The 16,330-nt window shown below is 62.8% G+C and carries 15 protein-coding genes; 9 read left to right on the top strand and 6 right to left on the bottom strand.

Annotated features, from left to right (window positions below):
- Window positions 1-152 precede the first annotated feature (152 nt).
- The 7 genes from CN311_RS16315 (at window position 153) to CN311_RS16285 (ending at window position 7,153) form a co-directional block, all read left to right on the top strand.
- The gene (locus tag CN311_RS16315; protein WP_097574794.1) at window positions 153-1,301 is read left to right on the top strand and encodes an acyl-CoA dehydrogenase family protein; all 1,149 of its coding nucleotides are present in this window, start codon (window positions 153-155) and stop codon (window positions 1,299-1,301) included.
- Between the two features lie 81 nt (window positions 1,302-1,382).
- A complete protein-coding gene (locus CN311_RS16310; protein ID WP_097574793.1) occupies window positions 1,383-1,778 on the top strand; it encodes a RidA family protein in 396 nt (131 codons plus the stop codon).
- Window positions 1,779-2,031: 253 nt separating this feature from the next.
- Window positions 2,032-2,760, top strand: coding sequence for a GntR family transcriptional regulator (locus CN311_RS16305; protein ID WP_097574817.1), 729 nt, complete (start codon window positions 2,032-2,034; stop codon window positions 2,758-2,760).
- Window positions 2,761-2,929: 169 nt separating this feature from the next.
- The gene (locus CN311_RS16300; protein ID WP_097574816.1) at window positions 2,930-4,069 is read left to right on the top strand and encodes an aminotransferase class V-fold PLP-dependent enzyme; all 1,140 of its coding nucleotides are present in this window, start codon (window positions 2,930-2,932) and stop codon (window positions 4,067-4,069) included.
- A gap of 99 nt (window positions 4,070-4,168) precedes the next feature.
- Window positions 4,169-4,966 (top strand): ABC transporter substrate-binding protein, encoded by a 798-nt coding sequence (locus CN311_RS16295; RefSeq protein ID WP_097574792.1) that lies wholly within the window; start codon window positions 4,169-4,171, stop codon window positions 4,964-4,966.
- Between the two features lie 189 nt (window positions 4,967-5,155).
- Window positions 5,156-5,830 (top strand): amino acid ABC transporter permease, encoded by a 675-nt coding sequence (locus tag CN311_RS16290; protein WP_097574791.1) that lies wholly within the window; start codon window positions 5,156-5,158, stop codon window positions 5,828-5,830.
- Between the two features lie 42 nt (window positions 5,831-5,872).
- Window positions 5,873-7,153: a cysteine desulfurase-like protein gene (locus CN311_RS16285; protein ID WP_097574790.1), complete on the top strand. Its 1,281-nt coding sequence runs from the start codon at window positions 5,873-5,875 to the stop codon at window positions 7,151-7,153.
- Window positions 7,154-7,190: 37 nt separating this feature from the next.
- On the opposite strand, the gene CN311_RS16280 is transcribed toward CN311_RS16285, so the two are convergent.
- Genes CN311_RS16280 through CN311_RS16260 form a run of 5 tightly spaced genes read right to left on the bottom strand, consistent with a single transcriptional unit; the run spans window position 7,191 to window position 12,477 of the window.
- Window positions 7,191-8,021, bottom strand: coding sequence for a dipeptide ABC transporter ATP-binding protein (locus tag CN311_RS16280; protein ID WP_097574789.1), 831 nt, complete (start codon window positions 8,019-8,021; stop codon window positions 7,191-7,193).
- Window positions 8,018-8,893, bottom strand: coding sequence for an ABC transporter ATP-binding protein (locus tag CN311_RS16275; protein WP_097574788.1), 876 nt, complete (start codon window positions 8,891-8,893; stop codon window positions 8,018-8,020). Before CN311_RS16275 ends, CN311_RS16280 begins: the two co-directional genes overlap by 4 nt.
- A gap of 5 nt (window positions 8,894-8,898) precedes the next feature.
- On the bottom strand, window positions 8,899-9,816 hold the full coding sequence (locus CN311_RS16270; RefSeq protein ID WP_097574787.1) for an ABC transporter permease subunit: 918 nt from the start codon (window positions 9,814-9,816) through the stop codon (window positions 8,899-8,901).
- A 1-nt stretch (window position 9,817) separates the two neighbouring features.
- Window positions 9,818-10,825: an ABC transporter permease subunit gene (locus CN311_RS16265; RefSeq protein WP_008872358.1), complete on the bottom strand. Its 1,008-nt coding sequence runs from the start codon at window positions 10,823-10,825 to the stop codon at window positions 9,818-9,820.
- Window positions 10,826-10,884: 59 nt separating this feature from the next.
- Entirely contained in the window at window positions 10,885-12,477 is a 1,593-nt protein-coding gene (locus CN311_RS16260; protein ID WP_097574786.1) for an ABC transporter substrate-binding protein, read from the bottom strand.
- Window positions 12,478-12,954: 477 nt separating this feature from the next.
- Between CN311_RS16260 and CN311_RS16255 the strand changes: the two genes are divergently transcribed.
- A complete protein-coding gene (locus tag CN311_RS16255; RefSeq protein ID WP_097574785.1) occupies window positions 12,955-14,889 on the top strand; it encodes a long-chain fatty acid--CoA ligase in 1,935 nt (644 codons plus the stop codon).
- Window positions 14,890-14,897: 8 nt separating this feature from the next.
- Window positions 14,898-15,620, top strand: coding sequence for a class I SAM-dependent methyltransferase (locus tag CN311_RS16250; protein WP_245440848.1), 723 nt, complete (start codon window positions 14,898-14,900; stop codon window positions 15,618-15,620).
- On the opposite strand, the gene CN311_RS16245 is transcribed toward CN311_RS16250, so the two are convergent.
- Window positions 15,604-16,326: an HAD family hydrolase gene (locus CN311_RS16245; protein ID WP_097574784.1), complete on the bottom strand. Its 723-nt coding sequence runs from the start codon at window positions 16,324-16,326 to the stop codon at window positions 15,604-15,606. The two genes, CN311_RS16250 and CN311_RS16245, sit on opposite strands and share 17 nt — an antisense overlap.
- Between the last annotated feature and the right edge of the window lie 4 nt (window positions 16,327-16,330).

Genomic DNA, 16,330 nt, shown 5'->3' with positions numbered 1-16,330 from the left:
ATCACCCTTCCTCTCGGCCTTCGCTAATCACCAACGTCGCAAGACGAGCACCGCAGGCGGAGCTGCCAATCTCCCCCCTGGAGGGGGAGATGTCCGGCAGGACAGAGGGGGGCGCCGTAGAGCGCAAGGGCTGAAGAACAGCGGGTGCACAAATGCCTGACCGTTCCTTCCTTTTCTGGCCCTTCTTCGACGATCGTCATCGCGCGCTTTCCGAAAAGCTGGAGGCATGGTGCGCGAAGAACCTGCCGGTCGATCATCACGACGTTGATGCCGCCTGCCGCGAACTGGTGGCGAAGCTCGGCAAGGACGGCTGGCTGAAGCCGACGGCAATCGACACCGACAATCCGGGACCACTCGACGTGCGTGCGCTGTGTATCACGCGTGAGACGCTGGCCCGGCATGACGGGCTGGCCGATTTCGCCTTCGCCATGCAGGGGCTCGGCACCGGTGCGCTCAGCCTGTTCGGCACGCCTGACCAGCAGCGCTGGCTGGCAAAGACCCGCGCGGGCGAGGCGATTTCGGCCTTCGCGCTATCGGAGCCGCGATCGGGGTCTGATGTCGCCAATATGGAGATGACGGCCACGCGCGACGGAGACGACTATGTGCTGTCGGGCGAGAAGACCTGGATCTCCAATGGCGGCATTGCCGACCTCTACATCGTCTTTGCCCGTACCGGCGAAGCGCCGGGCGCCAGGGGTCTCTCGGCCTTCATTGTCCCAGCGGAGACGAAGGGGCTGACCGTCACTGAACGGCTGGAGGTGATCGCGCCGCATCCGCTTGCCCGCCTGTCCTTCGATGATGTGCGCGTTCCGGTCTCGGCACTGATCGGCAAGCCCGGCGACGGTTTCCGCATCGCCATGTCGGTGCTCGACGTGTTCCGCTCGACCGTCGGCGCGGCAGCGCTCGGCTTTGCACGGCGCGCACTGGATGAAAGCATCAAGAGAGTGGCCGAGCGCAAATTGTTTGGCGCTGCGATGGCCGAGCTGCAGATGGTGCAGGGCCATATCGCCGACATGGCGCTCGACGTCGATGCCGCAGCGCTGCTGGTCTACCGCGCCGCCTGGACCAAGGACATGGGCGCCGCGCGGGTGACACGGGAGGCGGCCATGGCGAAACTTTTTGCAACCGACCACGCCCAGAGCGTCATCGACAAGGCCGTGCAACTGCATGGCGGCGACGGCGTGCGCAAGGGCCACATCGTCGAGAGCCTCTATCGCGAGATCCGGGCGTTGCGCATCTATGAGGGCGCGTCGGATGTGCAGAAGGTGGTGATCGCCAGACAAGTGATGGGAGCGGCTTGAGGGCTGCTCAGCGGATTTACAGACCGGGCTATTTTTCAAACCTGACATTTGAGAAGCAGATTGAATATCGGGAGGCCAGACATGCACACCATCCTGCAGCCGGAAGGCTGGGCCAAGCCCATCGGTTACGCCAACGGCGTCGCCGCGCGTGGCCAGCTCGTGTTCGTCGGCGGTCAGGTCGGCTGGAACGAACAATGCCGGTTCGAGACCGATGATTTCGTAGGCCAGGTGCGGCAGACGCTCGCCAACATCGTCGCCGTGCTTGCCGAGGCTGGCGGCAAGCCTGAGCATATCACTTCGATGACCTGGTATTTTACCGACAAGGCGGAATATCTGGCGAACCTTAGAGGTATCGGCGAAGCTTATCGCGCCGTCATCGGCCGGCATTTTCCGGCCATGGCCGCCATGCAGGTGGTGGCACTGGTCGAGGATCGCGCCAAGGTGGAGATCCAGGCGACGGCAGTGATTCCGGAGTAATGATCGACCTCTTGAGGTAGCCAATTGTCGAAATAGGCGCCGCCCCTCACCTGCCTGCCGGCATCCTCTCCCCGTGAACGGGTGCAAGGGACGCTTTCACCAGCGATCTCACCAATCACCAGCGCTGCGGAATCAAGGCCGAAGCTGCGGCCAGCTTGGCTCTTTGCACATTTTGTGATCAGATGATCACACTGCTTCGGAAGGTGAGTCCGTTTGCACATAGCTTTTGTCGGAACCCAAGGAAAGCGAAACCGTGGCTCTGGGATTTGAACCTGTATCGGGACGTGTGACCGTCCAGGACGGCGTCTACCAGCAGCTTCGGCATGCGCTGATGGTCGGCAGTTTCGATCCGGCTCAGGTGCTGACCATTGCTTCGCTGGCGGAAGCCTTCGGCACCTCGAACATGCCGGTGCGCGAGGCCTTGCGGCGGCTCGCCGCCGAAAACGCGCTGGAGATCTCGCAGAACGGCTCGGCCTGCGTGCCGGTCGTCACCCGGGCGCGGCTCGACGATCTCTGCCGGGCCCGCGTCGCCGTCGAGGGGCTGGCGGCCGAACTGGGGGCGCCACGCCTGGCCGCTTCCGATATAGCCACATTGGAGAAGATAACCGCCGACCAGCAGGCGATCGGGCGCAATGGCAGCATCTACGAACTGATCGCCAAGAACCAGCAGTTCCATTTCACCATCTACCGTGCCTCCGGCTCCGACGTGCTGTTCCAGTTGATCGAGACGCTGTGGCTGCGCTTCGGCCCCTATATGCGGTTGTTGTCAAACCATGTCGCGCCGTTGATGCGCGCCGGCACCATGGAGCCCTCCGGGCGGCACACAGCGATCATCGCAGCACTGAAGGATGGCGATTTTGCCCGTGCCCGCGAAGAGGTGGTTGCAGACATCCAGACAACGCATGAGACGCTGCGCGCGATCTGCCCCGACGTGCCGGAGCCCAAGCCCGTCGAGTTCGCCGGTTTCGGCAAGGCCTCCTGAGGCTCCGGGGCGGTCGAACGACAAATCGGCGCCGAAAGGTGCCGCTCCGCGATCGTTCGCGGTCGCAAAAGGCGCGCCTCTATTTTCCCATTGAATCGCATTTCTTCTCAGGCAGCGATTGATCCGTATTCCATTTTGTGATCACATGATCACAGGGAGCAAAAGCGCAGTGTCTGGTTATTTTCTCTACCATTCAATCGGGACGTTTCCCGGCAAGGCGGAGCGTATGGCTGTTGCCCTGGCGGAATTCTCCGAGACCTGGGCGGCGGAAGATGACGGCCAGTGGCCGGCGGCGCTTGCCGCGCGGCAGCGCTTCATCGATGCCTGGAACTCGCTGATCGATGCTCCACAAAATACTCTCACCAACGCCGAGAATGTCACGTCAGCCCTTTACAGCCTGATCGGCGCCTTGCCGTCCGAGCGCCTGACGGGAAAGCGCCTGCTGATCGCCGCCGACTGTTTCCCGAGCCTGCACTTCCTGCTCGCTGGTCTGGCCGAACGCTTCGACTTCACCCTCGACACAGTGCCGCTGCGTCCCGGCGAGAGCTGGGTGCGCGACGAGGATTTCATCGCCCGCTGGCAGGACGATGTCGGCCTGGCCTTGCTGACCTTCGTCACCTCGACGGCCTCGCACCGCTGCGACGTGGCGCGGCTTGCCGCGCACGGCCGGGAGATGGGCACCATCGTCGGCGTCGATATCACCCAAGGGATCGGCGTGGCGCCCTTCTCGGTCGCGAAGACGCCGGTCGATTTCGTCGTCTCGACCTCGCTGAAATGGCTGTGCGGCACTTCGGGCGCCGGTATCCTGCAGGTCACACCCGATCTCTTGGCAACATGCCGGCCCGAGCTTCGCGGCTGGTTCAGCCAGCCAAACCCGTTCTCCTGGGATCTCGACAGTTTCGCCTATGCCGACGATGCACGCCGGTTCGACCATGGCACGCCGGCCATCCTGGCCAGTGTCGCATCGCTGCCCGGCCTCGAATGGGTCGCCGACACAGGCGTCGACGCTATCCGCGCACAGAACGCCAGCATGACCGGGCGCATTATCGGCTGCGCACTGGACAATGGCTGGGCGGTTCGCTCGCCGCTCGATCCAGACAAGCGCGGCGGCAGCGTCATGTTGACCTTGCCGCAAGGCGTCGACCCGGCGAAGACAGTGTCGACGCTGCGCAGTGAGCGACTTTACTGCGACGCGCGCGGCGCGACGCTCAGGTTGTCGCCCGGCATGGTCACATCAGGCGACGCGGTCGATGCCCTGCTTGCGCGTCTGCAAGACGTTATCGGCGCGCGGCAACGCCGCGCATCCTGATTTCAGGTCGCCTCGCCTGCAGCGTCCGAAAAATACGGCGCTGAAAAGGGGCGGAAGTGGAAAACGCCACAGGGAGTGGCCAAACCAGAGGGAACAAAAATGAGCTTCACTCGTCGCAACCTGCTTCTTCTCGCTGCCACCATCGGCATCGCCGTCGGCCCAGCCGCCGCCTATGCCGCGGACGTGCTGAATGTCGGTGCCTATCCGACCAATCCGCCCTTCGAATACAAGAATGAAAGCGGCACTTTCGAAGGTTTTGAAGTCGATATCGTCAACGAGGCGGCGAAGCGCATCGGCATGACCACGGAAATCGCCGACCTCGGATTTCAGGCGCTGTTCGCCGCCACGACATCGAAGCGGATCGACGTGGCCATCTCGTCGATCACGATCACGCCGGAACGGCTGAAGTCGCAGGCGTTCACGCAGCCCTACTACGATTCCGACATGGGCATCGCCGCAAAGGCCGACAGCCCGATCAAGGCCGAAGCCGACCTCAAGGGCAAGATCATCGGCGTGCTGTCCGGCTCGACCGGCGAAGCCTGGACCAAGCAGCACCAGGAGGCCGACGGGTTCAGCGAGGTGAAGGGCTACGACACGCAGCAGAACCTGCTGCTCGATCTCAGCGCCGGCCGCGTCGACGCCGCGGTCAGCGACGTTCCAGGCCTGGAATACTCCTTCACCAGGATGAAGGATCTCGCTGTGAAAGAGCGCATCAAGACCGGCGAGCAGTACGGGCTGATGATGGCCCAGGACCACCCGCTGCTCGGCAAGCTGAACGACGCGCTGACCGCGATGAAGAAGGACGGCACGCTGGCCGCGATCCACAAGAAGTGGTTCGGCAGCGACGCACCCGCCGATTCTTCGACCGTCAAGGAAATGCCTATGCCGAAGGCCTGAACGGCAACTGCTGAAATCGTGCCGGCTTTTTCACGTCGGCACGATTTCACGGAATAGCGTTGCGCTCCTGGACGCGCACAGCGGACGCCGTGACCCTTCTTTCACGCATGAACCGCTCCGAAGGCCGAGTTCGGGGTTTCGAAGTCATGCTTTAGCGTCGCGGGACGCCAATCTTGCGGGAATGCTCCCATGTCGCTGATCGAGACCTTCTTCAACGCCGATGTCATGATCTCCAGCCTGCCGGCGCTGCTGCGCGGCTTCCTGAACACGCTGCTGCTCGGGCTCTTCAGCATCGGCATCGGTATCCCCGTCGGCCTGGCGATCAGCCTGATGCGGCTCTATGCGCCAAAACCGCTGCGGCTGCTGGCGGTCGGCTATATCGATATTTTCCGGGCGATGCCGGTGCTGGTCGTGCTGATCCTGATCTACTACGCGCTGCCTTTCCTCGGCATACGCCTGTCGTCCTGGGCCTCGGCGGTGACGGCATTCGCCATCATCATGGCGGCTTATTCGGCCGAGGTGTTCCGCTCCGGCATAGAGAGCATTCCGCGCGGCCAGTTCGAGGCGGCGCAGGCGCTCGGCCTGCCTTTTCTGCTGACCTTGCGCAAGGTCGTGCTGCCGCAGGCGGTCCGCGTGGTCATTCCGCCGATGACCAGCAACTGCGTTTCGATGTTCAAGGACACCTCGCTAGCCTCGACCGTAGCGCTGCCGGAGCTGCTCAAGGAAGCAACCAACGCGCAGTCGCTCTATGCCAACCCCTCGCCGCTGATCGGCGCGGCGCTGGTCTATCTCCTCTTCCTCTGGCCGATGGTCCGCCTCGTCAGCCTGCTGGAACGCCGCTTCAAAACCGAAAAGACCCGCTGACGTCGCCAGTTCCCCCATCTGTCAATCTCGCAGGAGACCATCTTGAACAAGCATCAGACCCACAGTGCAAGCACCGTCTCCGCAGCCTTCCCGGTCGATACGATCCGCACCATGTTCCCCGCCTTGCTGCAGGCCGGCGACTTCATCTTCATGGACAATGCCGCCGGTGCGCAGATCCCGCAGAGCGTGCTCGACGCGGTGACAAACCATCTGGTGGCGCACAATGTGCAGCGCGGCGGCCGCTATGGCCGCAGCGTCACGGTCGATCAATCGGTCATTGAGGCGCGCGAGAGCGTGGCGCTGCTGATCAACGCCTACAGTCCGTCGGAAATCTGCTTCGGCATGAACGCCACCTCGTTCATCCGCCTCGTCAGCCTCGGCATCGGCCAGATGCTGCAGGAGCGTGACGAGATCGTCATCACCGACATGGACCATGACGCCAACATCGCGACCTGGCTGGCGCTTGAGCAGGCCGGCGCGAAGTTCCGGTGGTGGCGCATGCGCGAGGACGGCAATCTCCATGTCGACGACCTCAGGCCGCTGGTCTCGGATCGCACAAGGCTCGTCGCCTGCACGGTGACGGCGCATTCGATCGGCTCGATCGTCGACGTCGCTTCGGTTGCCAGGATCGCGCACGGGGCGGGTGCGGAAGTGTTCCTTGACTGCGTCCATTACGGACCGCACGGGCTGATCGACGTGCAGGCTTGGGACTGCGACTACCTCGTCTGTTCCGGCTACAAGAATTTCTCGCCGCATATGGGCTTCCTGTGGGGCCGCTTCGAAACGCTGAAGCGGCTGCCGACCTTCCGCGAGGATTTCATCCCCGACGAGCCGCCCTACAAGGTCGAGGCCGGCACCTTCATCTACGAGAACGTTTCCGGCATGGATGCCGCGGTGCAATATTTGGAATTGATCGGCCGCAATCTCGCGCCTTCGAACAACCGCTCGCGACGCGAAAACATCGTCGCCGGCATGGGTGCCATCCGCGCCTACGAGCTGGTGCTGGCGCGCGAGATGCTGAAGGTGCTCAAGGATTGCGATGCCACGATCTACGGCGTCGCCGATGAGGCCCGCATCAACGAACGCGTGCCGACCTTCTGCTTCAACATCGGCAAGCTGTCGCCGCAACGCATCGTCGAGGAGATGGCCGAGATGCAGATCGGCATCCGAGACGGCCACATGTACGCGCCGCGGCTGATGAAGCGCCTTAACCTCTCGATGGACAGCGGCGCCATCCGCGCCTCGCTGGTGCACTACAACACGGTCGATGAGATCCACCGTTTCGGCGAGGCGCTACGCGCCATCATCGCCAAGCTGTCCTGATCGTTCCGGCGCCGGCCTGACGGTCGCGGCGCGGGCGTCAGGCCGCCTTCTTCTTCGCCAGCCTGGCCTTGATCGAGGCGACGTCGGCGCGCGGCGTCGCCGCGAACAGCGTCCTGGTGTAGTTGTGCTTGGGATCGGCAAAAACCTCGTCGCGGGAGCCGTATTCGACCGCCTCGCCGAAATACATCACCATCACGTCGTCGGCGATGTAGCGCACCACCGACAGATCATGGCTGATGAAGACATAGGTCAGCTGGAACTCGTCCTGCAGGTCGGCGAGCAGATTGAGCACCTGCGCCTGCACCGAAAGATCGAGCGCCGAGACCGGTTCGTCCAGCACCAGCAGGCTGGGGTTCAGCATCAGCGCGCGGGCAATGGCGATGCGCTGGCGCTGGCCGCCCGAGAACATATGCGGGTAGCGGTTGTAGTGCTCGGGGCCGAGGCCGACCTTCTTCAGCATCTTCATGGCGAGGTCGCGGCGTTCCTCGGCCGGCTTGTCGGTGTTGATGATCAGCGGCTCACCGAGCACATCGCCGATCTTCTGGCGCGGGTTGAGCGAGCCATAGGGGTTCTGGAAGACGATCTGCACCTTGCGGCGCATCTCCTTCGTCAGCCCGTCCTTGGCGATGTCGACCTTGTTGCCGTCGATGAAGAGTTCGCCTGATGTCGCCGGATCGATCAGCGTGATGATGCGGGCGAGCGTGGACTTGCCGCAGCCGCTTTCGCCGACGATGGCCAGGGTCTTGCCCTTTTGCACGGTGAAGGAGACCCCCTTGACCGCATGAACGGTGCGGCTGGGGCGAAACAGGCCGCCGCCGACATGATAGTCGCGCACGATGTTCTTGCCTTCGAGAACCGTCACGCTCATGAGGCGGCCCCCGTTGGCGACCCAGATCTCGCGGCAGAGGGGGCCGGCTCGAACAGCATGTCGGAAACGGTCGGAAGCCGGTCGCCGACGGCGTTTTCCGGCAGCGCCGACAGCAGCGCGCGCGTGTAGTTGCTCTTCGGGGATTCGAAGAGCGAAAGCACGTCGGCCTCTTCCATCTTGCGGCCCTTGTACTGGACGATGACGCGATCGGCGGTCTCGGCCACCACGCCCATATTGTGGGTGATCATGATCAGCCCCATGCCATACTTGGCCTGCAGGGAGACCAGCAGGTCGAGGATCTGCTTCTGGATGGTGACATCAAGGGCTGTCGTCGGCTCGTCGGCGATCAACAGCTTCGGATTGCAGGCGATGGCAATGGCGATCATGACACGCTGGCACTGGCCGCCCGACATCTGGTGCGGGAACGAGTTCAGCCGTTCCTCCGGATCGGCGATGCCGACCAGCGTCATCAATTCGATGGCGCGGGCCCGGCGCTGGGCGCGATCCATGCCCATGTGGAAGCGCAGCACCTCCTCGATCTGGAAGCCGGCGGTGAAGCACGGGTTGAGGCTGGCGATCGGCTCCTGGAAGATCATCGAGATGTCCTTGCCGACGATCCTGCGCCGTTGCGAGGGGCTGAGCCCGAGCAGGTCGACGCCGTCGAAGGCCATGCGGTCGGCCTTCACCGTTGCCGTGTTCGGCAACAGTCCCATCACCGCCAGCATCGCCACCGACTTGCCGGAGCCGGATTCGCCGACGATCGCCAGCACTTCGCGCGGTTCGATCGACAGGTCGATGCCTTGCACGGCCATGAACGGACCGGCGGCGGTGTCGAAGGAGACGGTCAGGTTCCTGATCTCGAGAAGAGGCATGGTGCTCACGACCTCTTCAGCTTGGGGTCGAAGGCGTCGCGCAAGCCGTCGCCGATCAGGTTGATGGCCAGCACCGTGATCAGGATGGCAAGGCCGGGGAAGGTCACCACCCAGGGGGCGCGCAGGATGAACTCGCGGGCCGAAGCCAGCATGGTGCCCCATTCCGGCGTCGGCGGCTGAGCGCCAACGCCAAGGAAGCCGAGCGCCGCGGCCTCGAGGATGGCGTTGGAGAAAGACAGGGTCGCCTGGACGATCAGCGGCGCCACGCAGTTCGGCAGGATCGTCACCAGCATCAGCCTGATGTGACTAGCGCCAGCGACCTTGGCGGAAACCACATATTCGCGGTTCTTTTCGGCCATCACCGCCGCACGGGTGAGCCGGGCAAAATGCGGCTGCAGCACCAGCGCGATCGCCAGCATGGCGTTGAACAGGCCAGGCCCAAGGATCGCCACCAGCACCAGCGCGAGCAGCAGCGACGGGAAGGCCAGGATGATGTCCATGACGCGCATGATCAGCGTATCGACCCAACCGCGGAAATAGCCGGCGAGCACGCCGAGGATGATGCCGCTGGTCAGCGAGAAGACGACGACCACCAGGCCGATGAACAGCGAGAAGCGCGCGCCGAAGATCAGCCGCGAAAGCATGTCGCGGCCGACCGCATCGGTGCCCAGCAGGAACATCGATTTGCCGCCCTCCTGCCAGGCCGGCGGCGACAGCAGCGCATCGCGAAACTGTTCGTCGGGCGAATGCGGCGCGACCAGCGGCGCGAAGATCGCCACCAGCACGAGCAGGGCGAAGACGACAAGGCCGATGACGGCGCCGGTGTTCATCGAATAGTAGTGCCAGAACTCGGCAAAGGCGCGTTGCCGGCCGCCGGGCTGAACGGATGCAGAAGTGGCTTCGGCCGCGGACTGGTCGGTCATCTCACTGCACCCTGATGCGTGGATTGATGACGGCGTAGAGCACGTCGACGATCAGGTTCACCGCCATGACGATCAGCGCGATGATCAGCAGGCCGCTCTGGACGACGACATAGTCGCGCTTGCCGATCGCATCGATCATCCATTTGCCGATGCCGGGCCAGGAAAAGATCGTCTCGGTGAGGATGGCGCCGGCCATCAGCGTGCCGACCTGCAGGCCGATGGTGGTGACGACCGGGATCAGCGCGTTGCGAAAGGCGTGAAGCCCGATGACGCGGCGCGGCGCCAGGCCCTTGGCGCGCGCGGTGCGGACGTAATCCTCACCCAGCACCTCCAGCATCGCCGACCGCGTCTGGCGCGCTATGACGGCGAGCGGAATCGTCGCCAGCACGATGGCCGGCAGGATCAGGTGACTGGCGGCGGACCGGAAGGCGCCGCTCTTGCCGGAGATCAGGCTGTCTATGAGCATGAAACCCGTGGTCGGCTTGAAGAAATACTGCAGGCCGATGCGGCCGGAGACCGGGGTCCAGCCGAGATAGCCGGAAAAGAAGATGATGAGCAGCAGGCCCCACCAGAAGATCGGCATGGAATAGCCGGTCAGCGCCACGCCCATCGTCGCCTGATCGAACCATGATCCTCGCTTGATCGCTGCGAAGATGCCGGCGGGAATGCCGAGCAGGACGGCGATGATCAATGCGATCGTCGCCAGTTCCAGCGTTGCCGGAAACAGCGCCTGGAACTCGCCGAGCACCGGCCGCTTGGTGGCGATCGATATGCCGAAGTCGCCGGTCAGGACCCTGCCGATATATTCGAGATACTGGATGACATAGGGCCTGTTATAGCCAAATTGCTCGATAAGCTGCGCGTAGCGCTCGGGACTGACACCGCGCTCGCCGGCCAGGGCGAGGATCGGATCGCCCGGCAGCAGCCGAACGAAGGCAAACGCCGCCAGCGATATGCCGAACACGGTCGGAACGATCAGGGCGAGCTTATGGAGGAGATAACGGAGCATCTTACTTCATAGAACGGCGGCGCTGGAAGTCCAGCGCCGCCGCCCAATTTCTTATGGACTTATTCGGTGACGTCGACGCCGTCAAACCGGTGAATGCCGAGCGGATCCATGACGAAGCCCGAGACCCTCTTGTTCATCGGCATGAAGACCTTGGAATGGGCGATGGTCAGCCACGGGGCCTCACGCTTGAACACGACCTGAGCTTCCTCGTAGATCTTGGTGCGCTCGGCAACGTCCGTGGTGGCCTTGCCCTTCTTGAGCAGGTCCTCGAACTCCTTGTTGCACCAGATCGCGTAGTTGGACTGGCCGATGGCGTCGCAGCCGAGCAGGAACAGGAAGTTGTCCGGATCGCCATTGTCGCCGGTCCAGCCGAGCTGGAAGGCGCCGTCACGATCCTTCTGTTTGCCGCGTTCGCGATACTCGGTCCATTCGTAGCTGACGATCTCGGCCTTGACGCCGACGGCGGCATAGTCGGCCTGGATCATTTCAGCGACGCGCTGGGCGTTCGGGTTGTACGGACGGCTGACGGGCATCGCCCAGATCTTCATCGACAGATCCTTGACGCCTGCGTCGGCCAGCATCTTCTTGGCCGCTTCGGGATCATAGGGGTCGTCCTTGATGTCCTTGTTGTAGGACCACATGGTCGGCGGGATCGGGTTGATGGCCGGCTGGCCGGCGCCCTGATAGACCGCGTCGATGATCGCCTTCTTGTTGACCGCCATGTTGAGGGCCTTGCGGACCTCGACCTTGTCGAAGGGCGGCATCGTGGTGTTGTAGGCCAGGTAGCCGATGTTGAGGCCTTCCTGCTCGTCGACCTTGAGGTTCGTGTCGGCCTGCAGGCCGGCAATGTCGGCCGGCGCCGGGTACGACATGATATCGCACTCGCCTGCCTTCAGCTTCTGCGCGCGCACGGCCGGATCGGTCGTGATTGCGAAGATCAGATCGTCGATCTTCTGGCGGCCGCCATAGTAGCCATCCCAAGCCGCATAGCGCACGACCGCATCGACCTGATAGTCGACGAACTGGAACGGACCGGTGCCGATCGGCTTCTGGGTGAACTGCTGCCTGGTGCCGGCCTTGTCGAGTTGGTCGGCATATTCCTTGGAGACGATCGAGGCGAAATCCATGCCGAGATCCGGCAGGAAGGCGACTTCAGGCTTGTTCAGCACGAACTTCACCGTCAGGTCGTCGACCTTGACGATTTCCTTCAGGAGATCCGGGAAGCCCATGCCGGTGAAATATTCCCAGCCGGTGCCTTCCAGATAGCTGTACCACGGGTTCTCCTTCTTCCACTGCCGTTCGAAGGAGAAGATCACGTCGTCGGCGTTGAGGTCGCGCGTCGGCGTGAAATAGTCGGTGGTCTGGAACTTCACGCCGGGCCGAAGCTTGAACGTGTATTCGAGACCGTCGTCGGAAACCGTCCAGCTCTCGGCGAGGCCGGGCGAGATGGTCGTCTTGCCGTGGTCGAACTCGACCAGACGCGAATAGATGGTACGTGACGACGCGTCGAAGTCGTTGCCACCGCTCCACGGCGACGGGTCGAAACCGGCCGGCGCCGCCTCCGAGCAATAGACCAGCTGCTTGGCGTTAGCCATGCCGCCGATGACGCTTGCGGCCAGCAACGCGGCCGCAAAAGTCAGTTTCTTTTTCATTGAGCACTCCCTGATGTTCTTCCAAGCCCCTCTATCAGGCTCGCGAAGCGCGCATATAAGCACCGTTTCTCCGGCTTTGGAACTCCCCGTTTGCCTAACCCACCGTAAGCAAAAAATAATTCTTTGGTTTTGCCAAATTTCAGAAAAAAATAGCAAAACCTGCTAATCACACTATTATTAACGACCGCATTTTTTTATTGATCGCCGATCTCGCTGATACAATAATCCACTGACTTCGAGTTCGCCGCCACCAGAACAGGAAGCAGCTTCCCAAGGCGTTGTCGGCGAAAGATTTTGACGGCAAATCTTTCCTGCCTTGCCGCAGGGGCAAGACTTGCACGGTCGCCGATAGTCGCAATACATAGATGGTACACTGGATTTCTTGGGGAATCCGCAACGCCGCCGTCCCTGTCATCCGGGAGGTGACGCGACATCCGGCAAGCAGCCATAACAAGAAGAACGACGAGGGAGGGACAGATGGCAAAATCCGCAAACACTCCGGCGAAAGCCAAAGCCGGAGCAAAACAGACCGGCGCCGACACGCCAAAAGCGCCATCTCCCAAAGCTGCCGCCAAAGGGACTGCCAAAACAGTCGCAAAGCCCGCCGCGAAAGGCGCGGCCAAGGCTGCGGGTGGCAAGACCGTGCCGGCGGCAAAGCCCGTTGCCGGCAAACAAGCGACGCCGGCAAAACCAACGTCGGTCAAGAGATTGCCGAAGGCGCTAACGGCGCTCGCCGCCGGGCTGCCGGAAAAGCCATGGCTCAAGAACTATCCCAAAATCGTTCCGGCCGAGATCGGCCCGCTGCCCCATAGTTCGATCGGCGACTTTCTTGTCGCCGCCTGCAAACAGTTCGCCGGCCAGCCAGCCTTTACCTGCATGGGCAAGGCCATCACCTATGCGGAACTCGAGCGGCAATCGGCAGCCTTCGGCGCCTATCTGCAGTCCAGGGGATTGCAAAAAGGGGCGCGCGTGGCGCTGATGATGCCGAACGTGCTGCAATATCCGGTGGCGATGATGGCGGTGCTGCGCGCCGGCTATACGGTGGTCAACGTCAACCCACTCTACACGCCACGCGAACTGGAACACCAGCTCAAGGATTCAGGCGCGCAAGCCATCGTCATTCTCGAGAACTTCGCCAGCACCTTGCAAGCGGTCATCGCCAGGACGGCGGTCAAGCATGTCGTGGTGGCCTCGATGGGCGACATGCTTGGCGGGCTGAAAGGGACGATCGTCAATTTCGTCGTGCGCCGGGTGAAGAAGATGGTGCCGGCCTGGTCGCTGCCCGGCCACGTCAAGTTCAACGCGGCACTGAAGGCTGGTGCCGGGATAAGCTTCAAGCCCGCCAAGGTCGCGGCTGATGATGTCGCCTTCCTGCAATATACTGGCGGCACCACCGGCATCTCGAAGGGCGCGACGCTGTTACATAGCAATGTGCTGGCCAATGTCGCGCAAAATGCGCTCTGGATCGAAGACGCCTACGCGGTCAAGCCGAAACCGGCGCATCCCAACCTTGTCTGCGCACTGCCGCTCTATCACATCTTCGCGCTGACGGTGAACGCGCTGATGGGGATGCAAATGGGTGGCCAGAACATTCTCATCCCCAACCCGCGCGATATTCCCGGCTTTGTGAAGGAGTTGCAGAAATACCCGGTCCATATCTTTCCGGGCCTCAACACGCTGTTCAACGCGCTGCTCAACAATGAGGATTTCCGCAAGCTCGACTTCAAGCCGCTGATCCTGACGCTGGGCGGCGGCATGGCGGTGCAGAAGGGGGTGGCGGAGCGCTGGAAGGCGCTGACCGGCTGCCCTGTCACCGAGGGCTACGGACTTTCGGAAACCTCGCCGGTGGCCACGGCCAACAAATTCAGCGACGGCAATTTCACCGGCACGATCGGCCTGCCGCTGCCATCGACCGAGATCGCCATCCGCGACGACGACGGCAACAACCTGCCGCTCGGCGAGGTCGGCGAGATCTGCATTCGCGGACCGCAAGTGATGGCCGGCTATTGGAACCGGCCGGACGAAACCGCCAAGGTGATGACCAAGGACGGTTTCTTCAAATCGGGCGATATGGGCTTCATGAACGAGGGCGGCTACACCAAGATCGTCGACCGCAAGAAGGACATGATCCTCGTGTCCGGCTTCAACGTCTACCCGAACGAACTCGAGGAGGTCGTGGCTATGCATCCAGGTGTGCTCGAAGTGGCCGCGATCGGCGTGCCGGACGAGCATTCAGGCGAAGCGCCGAAGCTGTTCGTGGTCAAGAAGGATCCGATGCTGACCACTGAGGCGCTGGCCGCCTATTGCCGCGAGAACCTGACCGGCTACAAGCGGCCCAAATATATCGAGTTCCGCACCGAACTTCCGAAGACGCCGGTGGGCAAGATCCTGCGGCGGGCGTTGCGGGAATAGGCGCGATTTTGAACGATTGCCTTGCCGGCGGCGAAGCGGTCGACCCGCGTGCCGGCCCTGACCCGGCGGCGTTCATCAGGGCGAACATGCGCCTGATGCCGGTGCCTTCGCTTCCCGAAATCCGGCTTTACACGGCCCATCCGGGGAGCGGTCTCAGACGGCTCTCCGATCCACAGGAAGAAGAAACCGAAGCCGACGAGAACGAACCGCAGCCACCCTATTGGGCCTATGCCTGGGCCGGCGGCGCGGTGCTCGCCCGCTACATTGTCGATCGGCCGCAGACAGTGGCGGGTCGCCGCGTGCTCGACCTCGGCGCCGGTTCGGGCCTCGTCGGCATCGCCGCGGCAAAGGCCGGCGCCAGCGAGGTGATCGCCGCCGAGATCGATCGCAACGGCGTTGCCGCACTCGGCCTCAATGCGGCGGCCAACGGCGTTACGATTACGGTCATCGGCGAAGACATCACCGCCGGACCACCGCCCGCGACCGATCTCATTGTGGCCGGCGACGTTTTCTACGACCAGCATGTCGGTGAGCGGCTCATGCCTTTCCTCGACCGCTGCCTGGCGGCCGGTATCGATGTGCTGGTTGGCGACCCTGGCCGCGCGTGGCTGCCCCGGTCACGGCTTCAACTGCTCGCCGAATATATCGTGCCGGATTTCGGGGAGGCCAGGCACGCCGCAACGAAACCGAGCGGCGTCTTCTCGCTCGAGCCGGTCAAATCGTTTCCTTGACCCGCGTCGAGAGAAAATCGGGCAGATCGGCCACCGAATCCAGAATGACGTCGGCGATTTGCGACAGAGATTCGCGCGTGCCGGTGCCGGAGAGGACGCCGATCGCCAGCCCGCAGCCGCCAGCCCGCGCCATCTCCAGATCGTGACGGTTGTCGCCGATCATGGCGATCTCGCCCGGCTTCAGGCCAGTCAGGTCACAAAAGGCGAGGATCGTATCCGGCGCCGGTTTCGGGTTGGCCACCGCGTCATAGCCATAGGCGGCGTCGAACAGCTGTGCGACACCGAGCGTAACCAGCGTCTTTTCCGCGCCGCTGGTCGAATCGTTGGTGGCGACGCCGAGCCGGTAGTCTTTCTTGTGAAGAACGCCAAGCGTGTCGACAATGCCAGGCAGCGCCACGGCCAATGCCGAACCCTTCATCGAGGTAATCTCGTTGAAATGCGCAACGGCGCTCATCTGATCTTCGTCGGACAGCCTGGGAAACCACAGTTCGACGACGTCGAGGTTGGAGCCGGAGGCGAAGATCGAGTCGGGCTTGAAGCGCTTGGCGGCGAAATCGAAGCCCGCCGCGGCGAGCAGCCTGTCGGCCTTCCAGCGATCGCCCTCGGCCGCTTCCATCGCCATGAAATCGGCGATGCCGAGCCAAGTCGCGTTGAAGTCGACAAGCGTTCCATCCTTGTCGAACAAAATTCCCTTGATGTCGCCCAAGCTT

The sequence above is a fragment of the Mesorhizobium sanjuanii genome (assembly GCF_002529485.1).
Lineage (GTDB): Bacteria > Pseudomonadota > Alphaproteobacteria > Rhizobiales > Rhizobiaceae > Mesorhizobium > Mesorhizobium sanjuanii.
Note: the sequence above shows the minus strand (reverse complement) of the source record. Positions and strands in the feature narration are given on the sequence as shown.